The 14,533-nt window shown below is 66.0% G+C and carries 16 protein-coding genes; 11 read left to right on the forward strand and 5 right to left on the reverse strand.

Annotated features, from left to right (window positions below; genetic code table 11):
- Positions 1-5 precede the first annotated feature (5 nt).
- The gene (locus LQD11_RS03960; RefSeq protein ID WP_238616522.1) at positions 6-884 is read left to right on the forward strand and encodes an energy transducer TonB; all 879 of its coding nucleotides are present in this window, start codon (positions 6-8) and stop codon (positions 882-884) included.
- A gap of 18 nt (positions 885-902) precedes the next feature.
- Here the strand turns inward: LQD11_RS03960 and LQD11_RS03965 are convergent, their stop codons facing one another.
- Positions 903-2,819 carry a methyl-accepting chemotaxis protein gene (locus LQD11_RS03965; RefSeq protein WP_238616356.1) on the reverse strand — a complete coding sequence of 639 codons (1,917 nt, stop codon included), beginning with the start codon at positions 2,817-2,819 and terminating at the stop codon, positions 903-905.
- Between the two features lie 261 nt (positions 2,820-3,080).
- On the opposite strand from LQD11_RS03965, the gene LQD11_RS03970 reads away from it, so the two are divergent.
- The 6 genes from LQD11_RS03970 to LQD11_RS03995 are packed head-to-tail and all read left to right on the forward strand — an operon-like array spanning position 3,081 to position 7,825.
- Positions 3,081-3,638, forward strand: a complete 558-nt coding sequence (locus LQD11_RS03970) for a YqgE/AlgH family protein (RefSeq protein WP_238616357.1) — start codon at positions 3,081-3,083, stop codon at positions 3,636-3,638.
- Positions 3,631-4,110 carry a Holliday junction resolvase RuvX gene (gene ruvX / locus LQD11_RS03975; protein WP_238616358.1) on the forward strand — a complete coding sequence of 160 codons (480 nt, stop codon included), beginning with the start codon at positions 3,631-3,633 and terminating at the stop codon, positions 4,108-4,110. The genes LQD11_RS03970 and ruvX overlap by 8 nt, the downstream gene beginning before the upstream one ends.
- A complete protein-coding gene (gene pyrR, locus LQD11_RS03980) occupies positions 4,107-4,616 on the forward strand; it encodes a bifunctional pyr operon transcriptional regulator/uracil phosphoribosyltransferase PyrR (protein WP_238616359.1) in 510 nt (169 codons plus the stop codon). Before ruvX ends, pyrR begins: the two co-directional genes overlap by 4 nt.
- On the forward strand, positions 4,613-5,635 hold the full coding sequence (locus LQD11_RS03985; protein ID WP_008931381.1) for an aspartate carbamoyltransferase catalytic subunit: 1,023 nt from the start codon (positions 4,613-4,615) through the stop codon (positions 5,633-5,635). The genes pyrR and LQD11_RS03985 overlap by 4 nt, the downstream gene beginning before the upstream one ends.
- A complete protein-coding gene (locus LQD11_RS03990; RefSeq protein WP_238616360.1) occupies positions 5,632-6,924 on the forward strand; it encodes a dihydroorotase in 1,293 nt (430 codons plus the stop codon). Before LQD11_RS03985 ends, LQD11_RS03990 begins: the two co-directional genes overlap by 4 nt.
- A 25-nt stretch (positions 6,925-6,949) precedes the next feature.
- Positions 6,950-7,825 (forward strand): dihydroorotate dehydrogenase electron transfer subunit, encoded by an 876-nt coding sequence (locus LQD11_RS03995; RefSeq protein WP_238616523.1) that lies wholly within the window; start codon positions 6,950-6,952, stop codon positions 7,823-7,825.
- 24 nt (positions 7,826-7,849) lie between these two features.
- On the opposite strand, the gene LQD11_RS04000 is transcribed toward LQD11_RS03995, so the two are convergent.
- The 3 genes from LQD11_RS04000 to LQD11_RS04010 are packed head-to-tail and all read right to left on the reverse strand — an operon-like array spanning position 7,850 to position 11,311.
- A complete protein-coding gene (locus tag LQD11_RS04000) occupies positions 7,850-9,046 on the reverse strand; it encodes a PilT/PilU family type 4a pilus ATPase (protein WP_238616361.1) in 1,197 nt (398 codons plus the stop codon).
- 17 nt (positions 9,047-9,063) lie between these two features.
- Entirely contained in the window at positions 9,064-10,230 is a 1,167-nt protein-coding gene (locus LQD11_RS04005) for a PilT/PilU family type 4a pilus ATPase (RefSeq protein ID WP_238616362.1), read from the reverse strand.
- A 46-nt stretch (positions 10,231-10,276) separates the two neighbouring features.
- Positions 10,277-11,311 (reverse strand): type IV pilus twitching motility protein PilT, encoded by a 1,035-nt coding sequence (locus LQD11_RS04010; protein WP_238616363.1) that lies wholly within the window; start codon positions 11,309-11,311, stop codon positions 10,277-10,279.
- Between the two features lie 130 nt (positions 11,312-11,441).
- Here LQD11_RS04010 and LQD11_RS04015 point away from each other — a divergent pair, with 130 nt between their 5' ends.
- Genes LQD11_RS04015 through LQD11_RS04030 form a run of 4 tightly spaced genes read left to right on the forward strand, consistent with a single transcriptional unit; the run spans position 11,442 to position 13,866 of the window.
- Positions 11,442-12,128 carry a YggS family pyridoxal phosphate-dependent enzyme gene (locus tag LQD11_RS04015; RefSeq protein WP_238616364.1) on the forward strand — a complete coding sequence of 229 codons (687 nt, stop codon included), beginning with the start codon at positions 11,442-11,444 and terminating at the stop codon, positions 12,126-12,128.
- A 36-nt stretch (positions 12,129-12,164) separates the two neighbouring features.
- Entirely contained in the window at positions 12,165-12,992 is an 828-nt protein-coding gene (gene proC, locus LQD11_RS04020) for a pyrroline-5-carboxylate reductase (protein WP_238616365.1), read from the forward strand.
- Between the two features lie 9 nt (positions 12,993-13,001).
- Positions 13,002-13,553, forward strand: a complete 552-nt coding sequence (locus tag LQD11_RS04025; RefSeq protein ID WP_238616366.1) for a YggT family protein — start codon at positions 13,002-13,004, stop codon at positions 13,551-13,553.
- Positions 13,543-13,866 carry a DUF167 domain-containing protein gene (locus LQD11_RS04030; RefSeq protein WP_008931390.1) on the forward strand — a complete coding sequence of 108 codons (324 nt, stop codon included), beginning with the start codon at positions 13,543-13,545 and terminating at the stop codon, positions 13,864-13,866. The genes LQD11_RS04025 and LQD11_RS04030 overlap by 11 nt, the downstream gene beginning before the upstream one ends.
- Here the strand turns inward: LQD11_RS04030 and LQD11_RS04035 are convergent.
- Positions 13,856-14,533, reverse strand: coding sequence for a sulfite exporter TauE/SafE family protein (locus LQD11_RS04035; protein ID WP_238616367.1), 678 nt, complete (start codon positions 14,531-14,533; stop codon positions 13,856-13,858). The genes LQD11_RS04030 and LQD11_RS04035 overlap by 11 nt on opposite strands.

Genomic DNA, 14,533 nt, shown 5'->3' on the forward strand with positions numbered 1-14,533 from the left:
ACGCCATGACGGCCAACGCCGCTCCCATCACCGCCACCGACCGACTGGGCCTGGCCCTGTTCGTGGCCGCCGCCCTCCACGGCATCCTGATCTTCGGTCTGGGGTTCCAGTTTTCCCCCGGTCAGCCCCAGGTACACAGCCCCGCCGTGGATGTGGTCCTGGTCCGGACTCGGTCGGAGACACCACCGGATACGGCGGAACTGCTGGCCCAGGCGGACCAGCAGGCCAGCGGCAGGGAAGATCCCGAAGGCCGCCCCGGTAGCCCGGTCACCGCGCCCCTCCCCCTGCCCACCGACGGCCTGGCCCAAGAGCAGATGCGGGCGGCCGCGCCCGATCCGGTACCCTTGGAGCAGACCGAGGTGATCATGACACCCGCCCCCCAGGCCCCGCCGCAGCCCGAACAGATCACGCAAGCCCCCATGCCCGAACAGCCCCTGAGTGCGCGGGAGCTGATGGAACGCAGCCTGGAGATGGCCCGGCTCAGCTCGGAACTGACCGAACGGGACCGCTACCAGGCCCCGCGTGCCCGCACCCACTATGTGGACGCCCTGAGCGCCAAGTCGGCGGTGGAGGCCGCCTATGTGGATGCCTGGGTACGCAAGGTGGAACAGGTCGGCAATCTCAACTACCCGGACGAGGCCCGCCGTCAGCGCCTCAACGGCTCCCTGGTGCTGAGTGTCCTCATCGACCAGGAAGGCCGGGTCCTGAGCATCGAGGTCGGCGCCAGTTCCGGTGAGCGGGTCCTGGATGACGCCGCCCGCCGCATCGTGGAACTGGCAGGCCCCTACGCCCCCTTCCCCGCCGAGATGCGCAGGGCCTACGACCAGCTGATGATCACACGCACCTGGGTATTCCAGGGCAACCAGGGGGTCAGAACCCGCTAAGACAACCGGCGCAACGGACTAGATCCGGAATCGCCCTACCCGATCCTGTAGTTCCGCGGCAAGCCGGGCCAGCTCGTCGCTAGCGGCGGCGATCTGGGTGGAACCATCCGCCGCCTGTTCCACCCCGCTACTGATGCGGACCAGGGAGCGGTTGACATCCTCCGCCACCGCCGACTGCTCCTCGGCCGCGCTGGCGATCTGGGTGTTCATGTCATTGATGGTGCCGATGGTCTGAGTGATGGTCCGCAGGGCCTCGGCGGCCCGCTCGGCCGAGGCCACGCCGTCACTGGCCTTGGCATGCCCCGCATCCATCACCCGGGCGGCGGCCCGGGCGGCGGACTGGAGCTTTTCGATGATCCCATGGATCTCCTGGGTGGAAGCCTGGGTCCGGGTGGCCAGGCTGCGTACTTCGTCCGCCACCACGGCGAACCCCCTTCCCTGCTCCCCGGCCCGGGCCGCTTCGATGGCGGCGTTCAGGGCCAGCAGGTTGGTCTGTTCGGCAATGCCGCGGATCACTTCCAGCACAGTGCCGATGGACTCGGCATCGTCCTGAAGGTGATGGATCACCGCCGCCGCCTCCTGGACCTCCCGAGCCAGTTCCCCCACCTCCCGGGCGGTCTGCCGCACCACCCGGGCGCCATCCTGGGCGGCCCGGTCCGAAGACGAGGCCGCATCCGCGGCCAGGGAGGCGTTGCCTGCCACCTGGGTGACGGTGGCGGCCATCTGGGTCATGGCGGTGGCCACCTGCTCGGTCTCCGACTGCTGCCGCAAAACCTGCTCGCTGGTCTGGCGACTGGACACCGCCAACTGCTCCGCCGCCGCGCCCAACTGGCCGGTGGCCACGGAGACCTGCCTCACCAGGGTATGCACCCCGCTCACGAAGGTGTTGAAGCTGCGCGCCAGATCGCCGAATTCATCGTGGCGGTTGTCCCGCAACCTCTGGGTCAGGTCCCCATCTCCGGCGGCAATCCGGTCCAGAGCCAGCCGGGTTTCCGTCACCGGGCTGACAATCATCCGCGCCACCAGAAGAATGATGCCCGCCAGTAACAGCAATGTGATCACGAATACCAGTGCCAGGGTCAGCGTCAGCTCCCGGGCCGTGGCCATCAGGTAGTCGGCGGGAATGGCCACGGCCATGGACCAGCCCGGCGTATGGGGAATCGAGTGATAAGCGACCTTATAGGCACGCCCGTCATGCAACGCCAGGTCCGCCAACCCCTGCTCACCGTCCACCATGCGCCGGGCCAACCCCGCATAGTCCTGTCGGCGGGACTCCAGGGCATTGGAGGTCATGCGCAGATCGGCATCGGGGTGGGCCATGTAAACGCCCTGGGAACCCAGCGCCCAGGCAATGGCGCCGGGCTGATCCACGGCGCCACCGACGATATCCGTCAGGGTATCCAGTGTCACCGTCACCGCCACCAGACCGATGACTTCACCCCGGTCATCCTTGACGGCGTGAGCAAATACCGTGATGGCATTCCCTGTGCTGCGGGAGTAGACCGGATCGGTCACCAGCGCCTCGCGGGCCCTGTCACGCACGATCTGCTGAAAATAGGCCCGATCGGCCAGATTGGAGCGGTGACGATTGTGGTAAAAGGCTTCCCCTTGCGTGTTCACGAAGAACAGCACCTCGTACTCATCGCTCATATGCGCGCCGAAATGTTCCAGCAGCCGCGAGATGGCGTCCGTATCTCCCGTACTCAGAATTTGAGTCCGGGCCAGGGTGCGCACCACCGCCATGTGGGATTCCACCCACCAGCCCACGCTTTCGGCACCCCCCGACGCCATGCCCGCGGCAGAGTCCTCCATGATCGCCACCACCCGGTGATTAACCTGGGAAATGACGATGACCGCCACCAGTCCAAAAGCCAGCGCCATCGGCACACCGAAAAGAACCAGCATTTTGGGCAAAAGCCGGAGTCGATTAAGCATGTCACCATCCTGAAAAAAAGCGCCGCTCAACACATGGCGGCACCAGGGCCGCGGATGCCATCGAACATCCTTAGTGACACTGTCGGCCCCACGACCGGAATCTTGAGATTCGGGCAATATCCTCGTCGAACGTCAAGAGGGGACACGCCGTGGCCGACGGCGTCGAGCCGAACCGGACCGGCCGACAATCATCGGTGACGCTACGACCGGACATGGGGAAAGTGTACACTAGGTGTCGTACTCAGCCGCGACACCCGACTCATGCGTAGCGCGAACTTCACAGACCAGTTCCTGATCGCCATGCCCACCCTGGCGGACCCCAATTTCCACCATGCCGTCACCTACCTGTGCGAACACACGGACGAGGGGGCCATGGGCATCGTCATCAACCATCCCACGGACCTCACCCTGGAGATGGTGCTGGACCACATGGGCATCAGTCCCAAGGTGCCCACCGACCGGATTCCGGTCTATAACGGCGGCCCGGTACAGCCGGACCGGGGCTTCATCCTGCATCCGGCCGACCGCCTGTGGACCTCCACCATGCAGGTCAGCGAACACATCGCCGTCACCACCTCCCGGGACATCCTGGAAGCCATGGCCGAGGGCAGCGGTCCCGACGCCTACCTGATCGCCCTGGGCTATGCCGGCTGGGGTCCGGGACAGCTGGAACAGGAGATCGGCGACAACGCCTGGCTCACCTGCCAGGCGGATGCGGACATCCTGTTCCGGCAGCCGGCGGAAAAACGCTGGCAGGCCGCCGCCGGCCAGTTGGGGGTGGACCTGTCCCTCATGAGCGGCCAGGCAGGTCATGCCTGATACCCGCGCCCGGCGCGGCAAAAGGGAGCGGGACATCGGCATACCGGACACGGTCCTGGCTCTGGACTACGGGGAAAGACGGATCGGCGTGGCCGTGGGCAACGGCATCACCCGCACCAGCACCCCCCTGGAGACTCTGACCGCCGGCAACGGCATCCCCGACTGGCAACGTCTGGACGCCCTGATTCGGGAATGGCGGCCGGCCCTGCTGGTGGTGGGCCTGCCCGGCACCCCGGATGGCAGCGAGCACCCCCTGGCCCGCCGCATCCAGGCCTTCTGTGATCGCCTGCGGGCCCGTTATGCCCTGCCGGTACGGCAGGTGGACGAACAGTTCAGCTCCGCCGAGGCGGAGTCCCATCTCAAGTCCCGGCGCCGGGAAGGCCGGCGCGGGCGCATTCGCAAGGAAGACATCGACGCCGTCGCGGCGGCCGTCTTCCTGGAACACTGGCTTGCCCAAGAGACCGCTTCATGACCGAACCTGTCAGCACCCTTCTGGACCGCATGGCCGATGCCCTGCGCCACCACCTGTCGGAGCAGCACGTCACCGACCCCGCCCTGGTGGGTATCCATACCGGCGGGGTCTGGGTGGCCGAGCAATTGCACCAGCGCCTGGGTCTGAACGAGCCCCTGGGAAAACTGGACATCTCCTTCTACCGGGATGACTTCAGCCGCATGGGCATGCATCCCCAGGTGCGCCCCTCCTCCCTGCCCTTCGCCGTGGATGGCCGCCACATCCTGCTGGTGGACGATGTGCTGTTCACCGGTCGCACCATCCGCGCCGCCATGAACGAACTGTTCGACTACGGTCGCCCGGCCTCGGTGGTGCTGGCCGTGCTGGTGGAACGGGACGGACGGGAACTGCCGATCCAGGCCCAGGTGGTGGGCCGGCATCTCGAACTTCGAAGCGACGAGCAGGTGAAGCTGCGGGGACCCGATCCCCTGCGTCTGGACATCGTCAAACTGGAGCCCGAGTCATGATCGATCAGGATAGCCCGGCCAGATCCCGGCTCGCCGCCGGTCCCCTGCCCCCCTCCCTGCAGTTCAATGCCCAGGGACGGCTACGGCATCTGCTCACCATCGAGGGACTCTCCGGTGCCCTGATCACCGAGATCCTGGACACCGCCGAGTCCTTTGCCGGCATGAATGCCCAGGCGGTAAAGAAGGTGCCCCTGCTGCGTGGCAAGACGGTGATGAACCTGTTCTTCGAGGCCAGCACCCGGACCCGCACCACCTTCGAACTGGCGGCCAAGCGTCTGTCGGCGGACGTGCTGAACATCAACATCAGCACCTCGGCCACGGTCAAGGGCGAGAGCCTGCTGGACACCCTCAGAAACCTCCAGGCCATGTATGTGGACATGTTCGTGGTGCGTCACGCGGACAGCGGCGCGGCCCACTTCATCGCCCGCCACGTGGCGCCCCATGTGAGCGTGCTCAACGCCGGCGATGGTCGCCACGCCCACCCCACCCAGGCCCTGCTGGACATGTTCACCATTCGCCGCCACAAGGGGGACTTCACCCGCCTGAAGGTGGCCATCGTGGGCGACATCCTGCATTCCCGGGTGGCTCGCTCCCAGATCCATGCCCTCAACCTGCTCAATACCGGAGAAGTCCGGGTGATCGGCCCCAAGACCCTGCTGCCCGCCTACGTGGAGGACCTGGGGGTGCATGTGTTTCACGACATCCGCGCCGGCCTCAGGGACGTGGACGTGATCATCATGCTGCGGCTGCAGAAGGAACGCATGGAAAGCGGCCTGCTGCCCTCCGAGCACGAATTCTTCCAGCTCTGGGGACTGACCGAGGAACGCCTGGCCCTGGCGGCGCCGGACTGCATCGTCATGCATCCGGGCCCCGCCAATCGCGGGGTGGAGATCGACTCCCGGGTGGCGGACGGTCCCCAGTCGGTCATTCTGGAACAGGTCAGCAACGGTATCGCCGTGCGCATGGCGGTCATGTCCACCATCATGGGCGGCAGTATGAATCAGGGGTCTGGCGCATGAAACTGCTGATCGAACAAGGCCGGGTGATCGACCCGGAAAACGGCGTGGACCAGGTCACGGACCTCTACATCCAGGGCGAGGAGATCGTCGCCCTGGGCGCCCCCCCCAGCGAGGATTACAGCCCGGACCGGCGCATCAACGCCCGCGGCCGCTGGGTGCTGCCCGGCCTGGTGGATCTGTCCGCCCGCCTGGGAGAGCCGGGGCACGAACAGAAGGCCACCATCGCCTCGGAAACCCGCGCCGCCGCCAGCGCCGGCATCACCACCCTGGCATGCCCACCGGACACCAGCCCGGTGGTGGACTCCCCGGCCCAGATCGAGTTGATCAACCGCCGCGCCCGTCAGGCCTGCGGCGTCCGGGTCCATGCCCTGGGCGCCCTGACGGCGGGCCTCAAGGGGCAGCAGCTGTCCGACATGGCGGCCCTGAAACGGGCCGGCGCCCTGGGCATGAGCCAGGCCCTGCGGCCCATGGGCAGCCACCTACTGCTGCGCCGAGCCCTGGAATACGCCGCCAGCCACGACATCACGGTCTATCTGCACCCCATCGACTGGTCCCTGGCGGGCCAGGGTTGTGCCCACGAAGGTGCCGTGGCGACCCGTCTGGGCCTGCCGGGCATCCCGGAAGCCGCGGAAACCGCCGCCCTGGGCGTGCTGCTGGCCCTGGCGGCCCAGACCGAAGCCCGCATCCATGTCTGCCGGCTGTCCACGGCGCGGGGAGCCGCCATGGTGGCCCGGGCCGTGGAGGACGGCTTGCCGGTCAGCGCCGATGTCTGCGCCCATCAGCTGTTCCTGACCGAAATGGACGTGGCGGATTTCAACAGCCTGTGTCACGTGATCCCCCCCCTGCGCACCCTGCGGGACCGGGACGGGCTGCGCAAGGCCGTGGCGGAAGGGGCCATCGAGGCGGTCTGCTCGGACCATCAACCCCATGAGGCGGACGCCAAGCTGGCCCCTTTCCCGGCCACCCTGCCGGGTATGTCCACCCTGGAGACCCTGCTGCCCCTGGTATTGCGACTGGCGGAAGAAGGGGTGCTGCCCCTGCCCGAGGCGGTGCGCCGGGTCACCGCCGGTCCGGCCCGCATCCTGGGCCTGAAGGTGGGTACCCTGGGTGTGGGTGCCCGGGCGGACATCGCCATCGTGGACCCGGAACGGGGGCATGCGCCAGGGCCGGACAACTGGCTCAGCGCCGGGCGTAACAGCGCCTTCTTCGGCTGGGACTTCCGGCCCCGGGTAACCCACACCCTGGTGGCGGGACGGGTGATCTTTGAATTGCAGGCCCGGCAGATCTGAGCAGGGCCTTTTGCGGAGAAACATGATGAACAAATCCCATCGCGGCACCATCTTCGTGGAAGATGCCCCGATCCTGTCCCATACCGCCCACCCGGGCGACCAGCACATCCTGCGGGTCCAAGCCCCTCAGTGCGCCGCCCACGCCCGGCCGGGCTGCTTCGCCCATCTGCAGTGCGACCCCCAACTGCCCATGCGCCGCCCCCTGTCCCTCATGCGGGTGGACCCGCATGAGGGCTGGGTGGAATTTCTCTACAAGGCGGTGGGCAAGGGGACGCGTCTACTGGCCCGGCGCCAGGTGGGCGAGAAGATCAACCTGATGGGTCCCATCGGCAAGCCCTTCACCCTGCCCCATGGGGACCGCCCCCGCGCCCTGCTGCTGGGCGGCGGCGTGGGTATCCCGCCCATGGTATTCCTGGCGGATGCCATGCGCAGGGATCCGGTGAGCGAGCCGTTCGTGATCATGGGATCGGAAGTGCCCTTTCCCTTCAAGGCCTCGCCCTCCCGCATCCTGGTGCCGGGCATGCCGGACGGGGTGATTGCCGCCATGCCCCTGCTGGAGGACTGGGGGGTGCCCTCCCGGCTCACCAGTCTGGCGGGCTTTCCCGGTTGCCATGAGGGCTATGTGACCGATCTTGCCCGTCACTGGCTGGACGCCCTGTCACCGGAACAGCGGCGCCAGGTCCAGGTCTATGCCTGCGGCCCCCATGCCATGCTGGACGCCTGTGCCGCCCTGGCTCGGGAGTACCATCTGCCCTGCCAGGTCTCCCTGGAGGAGTACATGGCCTGCGCCGTGGGCGGCTGCGCCGGTTGCGTGGTCAAGGTGCAAACGGATCAGGGCAGCAACATGAAACGGGTCTGCGTGGACGGACCGGTATTCGAGGCGGAATCCGTGTTCGGCTGAACGGGACCCTGTCGCCGCCACCCGCTAGTCCTTGATCTTGGTTTCGGACAATGGCCGCAGGGTTTCTTCAAAGCCCTTGCGGCCATCGTTCCTGCCGCGGACGGCGGGATCGGCGTCTCCCGGCAGCAACAGGTCATCATCTTCCTTCTTGAGGCTCTTCACCCCGCCACCGAAGTGGATGCGCCACTCCAGATCACCGCGGGAGTCGGCCTTGGCCAGGGCTTCGGGCAGGGTCACCAGTCCGGCCTTGTAGAGCTCGAACAGAGACTGGTCAAAGGTCTGCATGCCCACCGAGCCCCCCTTTTCCATGACATGCTTGATGGCGTTGATCTCTCCCTTGCGGATGAGTTCGGAGATGTAGGGGGTGTTGACCAGCACCTCCACCGCCGGCAGCCGGTTGCCATCCTTGCCCACCAGCAGACGCTGGGACACGATACCCCGCAGATTGAGGGACAGATCCATCAGGATCTGCTGCTTGGACTCCGGCGGGAAGAAGTTGATGATGCGATCCAGGGCCTGGTTGGCGTTCACGGCGTGCAGGGTGGACAGGGCCAGGTGACCGGTATCGGCATAGGCGATGGCGGCCTTCATGGTATTGAGATCCCGCACCTCGCCGATCATGATCATGTCCGGGGCCTCGCGCATGGCTTCGCGCAGCGCATTGTCATAGGACAGGGTATCCAGGCCCACTTCCCGCTGACCGATGATGGACTTCTTGTGGGTGAAGCTGTATTCGATGGGGTCCTCGATGGTCAGGATGTGACCGGAAACCATGGTGTTGCGATGATCGATCATGGAGGCCAGGGTGGTGGACTTGCCCGAGCCGGTGGCCCCCACCACCAGGATCAGGCCGTTGTCATGCATCACCAGCTCCTTGAGCACCGGCGGTAGCTTGAGCTGCTCGATGGTGGGGATCTCGCTCTTGATGAAGCGGATCACCATGGAGACCTCGCTGCGCTGCACGTAGATGTTCACCCGGAATCGTCCCAGCCCCTCCACCGAGATCCCCAGGTTCATTTCCTTTTCCCGCTCGAAGGTCTCGATCTGGCGCTCATCCATGATGTCGTAGGCCATCTCCTTGACGGCCCCCGGCTGCAGGGGTTGCCGACTGATGGGCCGGATGTCCCCTTCGATCTTGACGCTGGCGGATGCCCCCGTGGTGAAGAACAGATCGGAGGCGTTTTTCTGGGCCATCAACTTCAGATAGGGTTCGATCAGCATGGTCTTTCAGGCACCGTTCATTTGAGCAGCCCGGACTCCTCCGGGGTGGCCTCCATCTCCAGACCTTCCGTGTCGTCCAGCAGGTTCTGGCTGCGGGCGCGCTTGCTGTCCAGCTTGATGCGCAGACGCAGGTCGTTGACGGAGTCGGCGTTGCGCAGGGCATCCTCGTAGGTGATCCTGCCGGTCTCGAAGAGCTGGAACAGGGCCTGGTCGAAGGTTTGCATGCCCGCCTCGTTGGACTTGGCCATCAGCGCCTTCATCTCGTGGATCTCGCCCTTGAAGATCAGATCCGACATCAGCGGGCTGTTGATCATGATCTCCACCGCCGGCACCCGCCCCTTGCCGGTGGCCAGCGGGATCAGACGCTGGGACACCACCGCCTTCAGGTTCAACGACAAATCCATCAGCAGCTGCTGGCGGCGTTCCTCGGGGAAGAAGTTGATGATGCGGTCCAGGGCCTGGTTGGTGCTGTTGGCATGCAGGGTGCTCAGGCACAGGTGACCGGTCTCGGCGAAGGCAATGGCGTAATCCATGGTTTCGCGGTCGCGGATCTCGCCGATGAGGATCACGTCGGGGGCCTGGCGCAGGGTGTTCTTGAGGGCGATCTCGTAGTTTTCCGTATCCACCCCCACCTCCCGCTGGGTCACCAGGCAGTTGACGTGGGAGTGAACGAACTCGATGGGATCCTCGATGGTGACGATGTGCCCGTAACTGTTCTGATTGCGATAACCCACCATGGCGGCCAGGGAGGTGGACTTGCCGGAACCGGTCCCCCCCACGAAAATGACCAGACCGCGCCGGGTCATGGAGATGTCCTTGAGCTGCATCGGCAGACCCAGATCGTCCAGAGACGGGATCTCCGAGGTGATCACCCGCAGCACCATGCCGGAAGAACCCCGCTGGGTGAAGGCATTCACGCGAAAGCGGGAAATCCCGGGCAGACTGATGGCGAAGTTGCACTCCTGGGTCCGTTCGAATTCCGCCGCCTGGCGGTCATTCATGATGGAACGCACCAGCACCTGGGTATGGGCCGGCGACAGCGGCTGATTGGTGATGGGGGTCATCTTGCCGTCGATCTTCATGGACGGCGGCGCACCCACGGTAATGAACAGGTCGGAGCCCTTCTTGCTCAGGAGGGTCTTGAGCAAGTCGTGCATGAAGCGTATGGCCTTGTCGCGATCCATGGAACTGCACCTCGTGCGATCAATTGCGGGTGGCCGGGGCGGGTTGCTACAGGTTGTCCGGGTTGGCGGCCTTGCGGCGGGCCTCTTCCTTGCTGATCAGGCCCCGCTGCAGGAGCTCCTTGAGACTCTGATCCAGGGTCTGCATGCCCACGCCCTGGCTGGTCTGGATGGCGGAATACATCTGCGCGATCTTGTTCTCGCGGATGAGGTTTCGCACCGCCGGGGTACCCAACATGATCTCGTGGGCGGCGCAGCGACCGCCGCCGATCTTCTTCATCAGGGTCTGGGAAATGACCGCCCGCAGGGATTCGGACAGCATCGCCCGCACCATGTCCTTTTCCGCCGCGGGGAAGACGTCGACGATACGGTCGATGGTCTTGGCGGCGGAACTGGTGTGCAGGGTACCGAAGACCAGGTGACCGGTCTCCGCTGCCGTCAGGGCCAGACGGATGGTTTCCAGATCCCGCATTTCCCCCACCAGGATGGTGTCCGGGTCCTCGCGCAAGGCGGAGCGCAGGGCCTCGTTGAAACCCAGGGTATCCCGGTGCACTTCGCGCTGGTTCACCAGGCATTTCTTGGACTCGTGGACGAACTCGATGGGATCTTCCACCGTCAGGATGTGGCCGTACTCGGTCTCGTTCTTGTGATTGATCATGGCCGCCAGGGTGGTGGACTTGCCCGAACCGGTGGGGCCGGTCACCAGCACGATGCCGCGGGGATATTCGGAAATCTTCTCGAAGATCTTGGGACAGCCCAACTCTTCCAGGGTGAGGATCTTGGTGGGAATGGTACGGAAGACGGCGCCGGCGCCCCGGTTGTGATTGAAGGCATTGACACGGAACCGGGCCAGCCCCGGAATCTCGAAGGAGAAGTCGGTTTCCATCCGCTCCTCGTAGTCCTTGCGCTGCTTGTCGTTCATGATGTCGTACACCATGCCGTGGACGTCCTTGTGCTCCATGGCGGGCACATTGATGCGGCGAACATCGCCGTCCACGCGGATCATGGGCGGCAGGCCCGCGGACAGGTGCAGGTCGGAGGCACCGTTCTTGACGCTGAACGCCAGCAATTGGGTGATATCCATCCAGCCCTCCATGTAGGATTCGACGCCCCGTGCCGCACCGTATCCGCGAGGCCCGATCACGGACCCTTCGGGACCCGACAGGTGCAGTGCAACAGGTGACGCAAGTTTCAGGCGAATATAGCATAGCCCCATGAACCAGATATGCGAACGTATCCAGGCCATGCATGGCCGTATTCAGACAGCCGCCGAACGGTTCGGACGGCGCCCCGAGGACATCCGGCTGCTGGCGGTGAGCAAGACCCAGCCGGCGGAGGCAGTGGCCGCCGCCCTGGCCTGCGGACAGCAGGCCTTTGGCGAGAACTACGTCTCGGAACTGACGGACAAGGCCCGCGCCCTGGCGGACCGGGGCGTGACCTGGCATTTCATCGGCCCGATCCAGGGCAACAAGACCCGCGCCATCGCTGAGACCGCCCAGTGGGTCCACTCCGTGGATCGGGAGCGGATCGCCCGTCGCCTCAACGATCAGCGCCCCGAGTCGCTCCCGCCCCTGCAGGTCTGCATCCAGGTGAACATCAGCGGTGAAGCCACCAAGTCCGGTGTCGACGAAGCGGCCCTGCCGGCCCTGGCCGAGACGGTGGCCGGCCTGCCCCGGCTGCGGCTGCGCGGCCTGATGGCCATCCCCGCCCCCAGTGACGACTTCGACACCCAGCGACGGGCCTTTGCCCGCCTGCGAGAGGCCCGGGAAGACCTGATACGGCGTGGTCACACCCTGGACACGCTCTCCATGGGCATGAGTGACGACCTGGAGGCCGCCATTGCCGAAGGCGCCACGCTGGTGCGCGTGGGAACGGCGATCTTCGGCAGCCGTTCAGGTTAACATTGCCCCACACCCATCCCGCGGTCCAAGGAAACAATGAACGAAAACATCGCCTTTATCGGGGCCGGCAACATGGCCCGCAGCCTGATCGGCGGACTGGTGGCGGACGGCTGGAACCCCAGTGCCCTGTGGGCCGCCGATCCCAGCGAAGATCAGCGCGCCCTCGTCGGCCGGCACTGGCCGGACATCCACGTCACGGACGTCAATGCGGAGGCCATCGCCCACTGCGAGGTGCTGGTACTGGCGGTCAAGCCCCAGGTCATGGCCGAGGTGGCCCGGGCCATGGCCCCCCAGGTACAGGCCCGCAAGCCGCTGGTGGTCTCCATCGCCGCCGGCGTGCGCAGCGAGGATATCGAGCGCTGGCTGGGCGGCGACCTGGCCGTGGTTCGTTGCATGCCCAACACGCCGGCCCTGGTGGGCAGCGGTGCCACCGGACTGGCGGCCAATACCCGGGTGGATGCCCGGCAGCGGGATCTGGCGGAATCCCTGCTGCGCGCCGTGGGCATGACCGTATGGCTGGAGGATGAAGCCCAGTTGGACGCCGTCACCGCCCTCTCCGGCAGCGGCCCGGCCTATTGCTTCCTGTTCATCGAAGCCCTGGAAGACGCCGGTACGGCCCTGGGCCTGCCCCGGGAAACGGCTCGCCTGCTGGCCCTGCAGACCGCCTTCGGCGCCGCCAAACTGGCGCTGGAATCCGATGAGGACGCCGCCACCCTGCGCGCCCGGGTGACCTCCAGGGGCGGCACCACCGAGCGGGCCCTGGCGGTGCTGGAAGCCGGCGAACTGCGCGAACTCATGCAGCGCGCCCTCACCGCCGCACGGGACCGTTCCCATGAACTGGCCGACCAGTTGGGTCGGGACTGAGGATCATCCATGTCACACGCCTTTCAAAACGCCGCCGTCTTCCTGATCGGCACCCTGTTCAGCCTCTACATCCTGGCCCTGATGCTGCGCACCCTGCTGGCGCTGTCCCGGGCGGATTTCTACAACCCCATCTCCCAGTTCCTGGTGACCATCACCAATCCGCCGCTGCGCATCCTGCGCCGGTTCATCCCGCCCATCGGTCCGGTGGACAGTGCGGCCCTGGTGCTGATCCTGGTCCTGAAAATGCTGGAACTGTTCATCGTCGGCGTCATCCTCGGCGTGATGATTCATCCCTTCACCCTCTTCATCGCCGGCATCCTGGCCATCCTGCGGCTGGTGATCTGGATCTACATCATCAGCATCATCATCCAGGCGGTGATGAGCTGGTTCCAGGCCGGCGGCATGAGTCAGAACCCGGTGGCAGGCCTGGTCTACAGCCTGAACCGCCCCCTGCTCAACCCCATCCGCAAGGTGATGCCGCAGACGGGCATGGTGGATCTGTCTCCCCTGGTGGCCATCATCGGCCTGAACGTGCTGCTGATCTTCATCAGTGCACTCTGAAGCGGCAGGCAGCAATCGCTGGTGGCAATGGCGGCACGACACCTTGGTGCTGCGGCTGAAGCTGCAGCCCCGGGCCTCCCGGGACAAGCTGGGAGAGCCCCTGGGTGACCGGCTCAAGGTCTACGTCACCGCCCCGCCGGTGGAGGGGGCCGCCAACGAGCGGCTCCTGAAACTGATCGCCCGCCACTGCGGCGTGGCCCGGTCCCGGGTCACGCTGGAGGCAGGCGCGACGAGCCGGGAAAAAAGCGTCGCCGTGGATGCCCCCGAACACCTGCCGCCGCCACTGGATGTCTGCCGCCCCGCTACCAGGTAACCAGCAGCATGTAGATCCCGTAACCGGCTACGGCCGCCCCCGCCAGCCCCCGCACCCAGGCCTTTTGCACCACCGTTGCCAGACGGGCCGCAAACACACCCATCAACAAAAGGTTGGGCAGGGTGCCCACGCCAAAGGCCAGCATCAGGGCCGCCCCCTGGGCGGCACCACCGGCGGCCAGGGACCAGAACAGCACGCTATAGACCAGACCGCAGGGCAACCAGCCCCAGACCAGCCCCAGGCCCAGGGCCTGAGCCGGGGAACGCACCGGCATCACCCGTCGCCCCAGGGGTTCCAGTCGCCGCCACAGCAGGCCGCCGGCCCGCTCCAGGTACACCAGCCCGTGCCACCAACCGGCGAGATACAACCCCAGTGCGATCATGAACAGACCCGCCAGGACCTGCAGCACCTGCTGCGCCTGGTTCACGTCGGCAAGGTGAGCGGCAAACCAGCCCACACCGCCGGCCAGGGCACCGGCCAGGGTATAGCTTGTCATCCGCCCCAGGTTGTAGGCCAGCAAAAAGGGCGCGGGCCGGGCCCGCTCACCGGGCACTGGACCACGAATCCCCAGGGTGAGCGCGCCGACGATGCCGCCGCACATCCCCATGCAGTGCACCCCGCCCAGCAGGCCGATGACGAAAGCGGCAATCAAAGTCCCCGCTTCCAT

Origin of the sequence: Ectothiorhodospira shaposhnikovii, from assembly GCF_022227765.1 — a bacterium.
Lineage (GTDB): Bacteria > Pseudomonadota > Gammaproteobacteria > Ectothiorhodospirales > Ectothiorhodospiraceae > Ectothiorhodospira.

Excerpts from the sequence above, each read along its gene's own strand:
- LQD11_RS03960 (WP_238616522.1), top strand. The coding sequence starts at position 6 with ATGACGGCCAACGCCGCTCCCATCACCGCCACCGACCGACTGGGCCTG.
- LQD11_RS03965 (WP_238616356.1), bottom strand. The coding sequence starts at position 2,819 with ATGCTTAATCGACTCCGGCTTTTGCCCAAAATGCTGGTTCTTTTCGGT.
- LQD11_RS03970 (WP_238616357.1), top strand. The coding sequence starts at position 3,081 with ATGCGTAGCGCGAACTTCACAGACCAGTTCCTGATCGCCATGCCCACC.
- ruvX (WP_238616358.1), top strand. The coding sequence starts at position 3,631 with ATGCCTGATACCCGCGCCCGGCGCGGCAAAAGGGAGCGGGACATCGGC.
- pyrR (WP_238616359.1), top strand. The coding sequence starts at position 4,107 with ATGACCGAACCTGTCAGCACCCTTCTGGACCGCATGGCCGATGCCCTG.
- LQD11_RS03985 (WP_008931381.1), top strand. The coding sequence starts at position 4,613 with ATGATCGATCAGGATAGCCCGGCCAGATCCCGGCTCGCCGCCGGTCCC.
- LQD11_RS03990 (WP_238616360.1), top strand. The coding sequence starts at position 5,632 with ATGAAACTGCTGATCGAACAAGGCCGGGTGATCGACCCGGAAAACGGC.
- LQD11_RS03995 (WP_238616523.1), top strand. The coding sequence starts at position 6,950 with ATGAACAAATCCCATCGCGGCACCATCTTCGTGGAAGATGCCCCGATC.
- LQD11_RS04000 (WP_238616361.1), bottom strand. The coding sequence starts at position 9,046 with ATGCTGATCGAACCCTATCTGAAGTTGATGGCCCAGAAAAACGCCTCC.
- LQD11_RS04005 (WP_238616362.1), bottom strand. The coding sequence starts at position 10,230 with ATGGATCGCGACAAGGCCATACGCTTCATGCACGACTTGCTCAAGACC.
- LQD11_RS04010 (WP_238616363.1), bottom strand. The coding sequence starts at position 11,311 with ATGGATATCACCCAATTGCTGGCGTTCAGCGTCAAGAACGGTGCCTCC.
- LQD11_RS04015 (WP_238616364.1), top strand. The coding sequence starts at position 11,442 with ATGAACCAGATATGCGAACGTATCCAGGCCATGCATGGCCGTATTCAG.
- proC (WP_238616365.1), top strand. The coding sequence starts at position 12,165 with ATGAACGAAAACATCGCCTTTATCGGGGCCGGCAACATGGCCCGCAGC.
- LQD11_RS04025 (WP_238616366.1), top strand. The coding sequence starts at position 13,002 with ATGTCACACGCCTTTCAAAACGCCGCCGTCTTCCTGATCGGCACCCTG.
- LQD11_RS04035 (WP_238616367.1), bottom strand. The coding sequence starts at position 14,533 with ATGGAAGCGGGGACTTTGATTGCCGCTTTCGTCATCGGCCTGCTGGGC.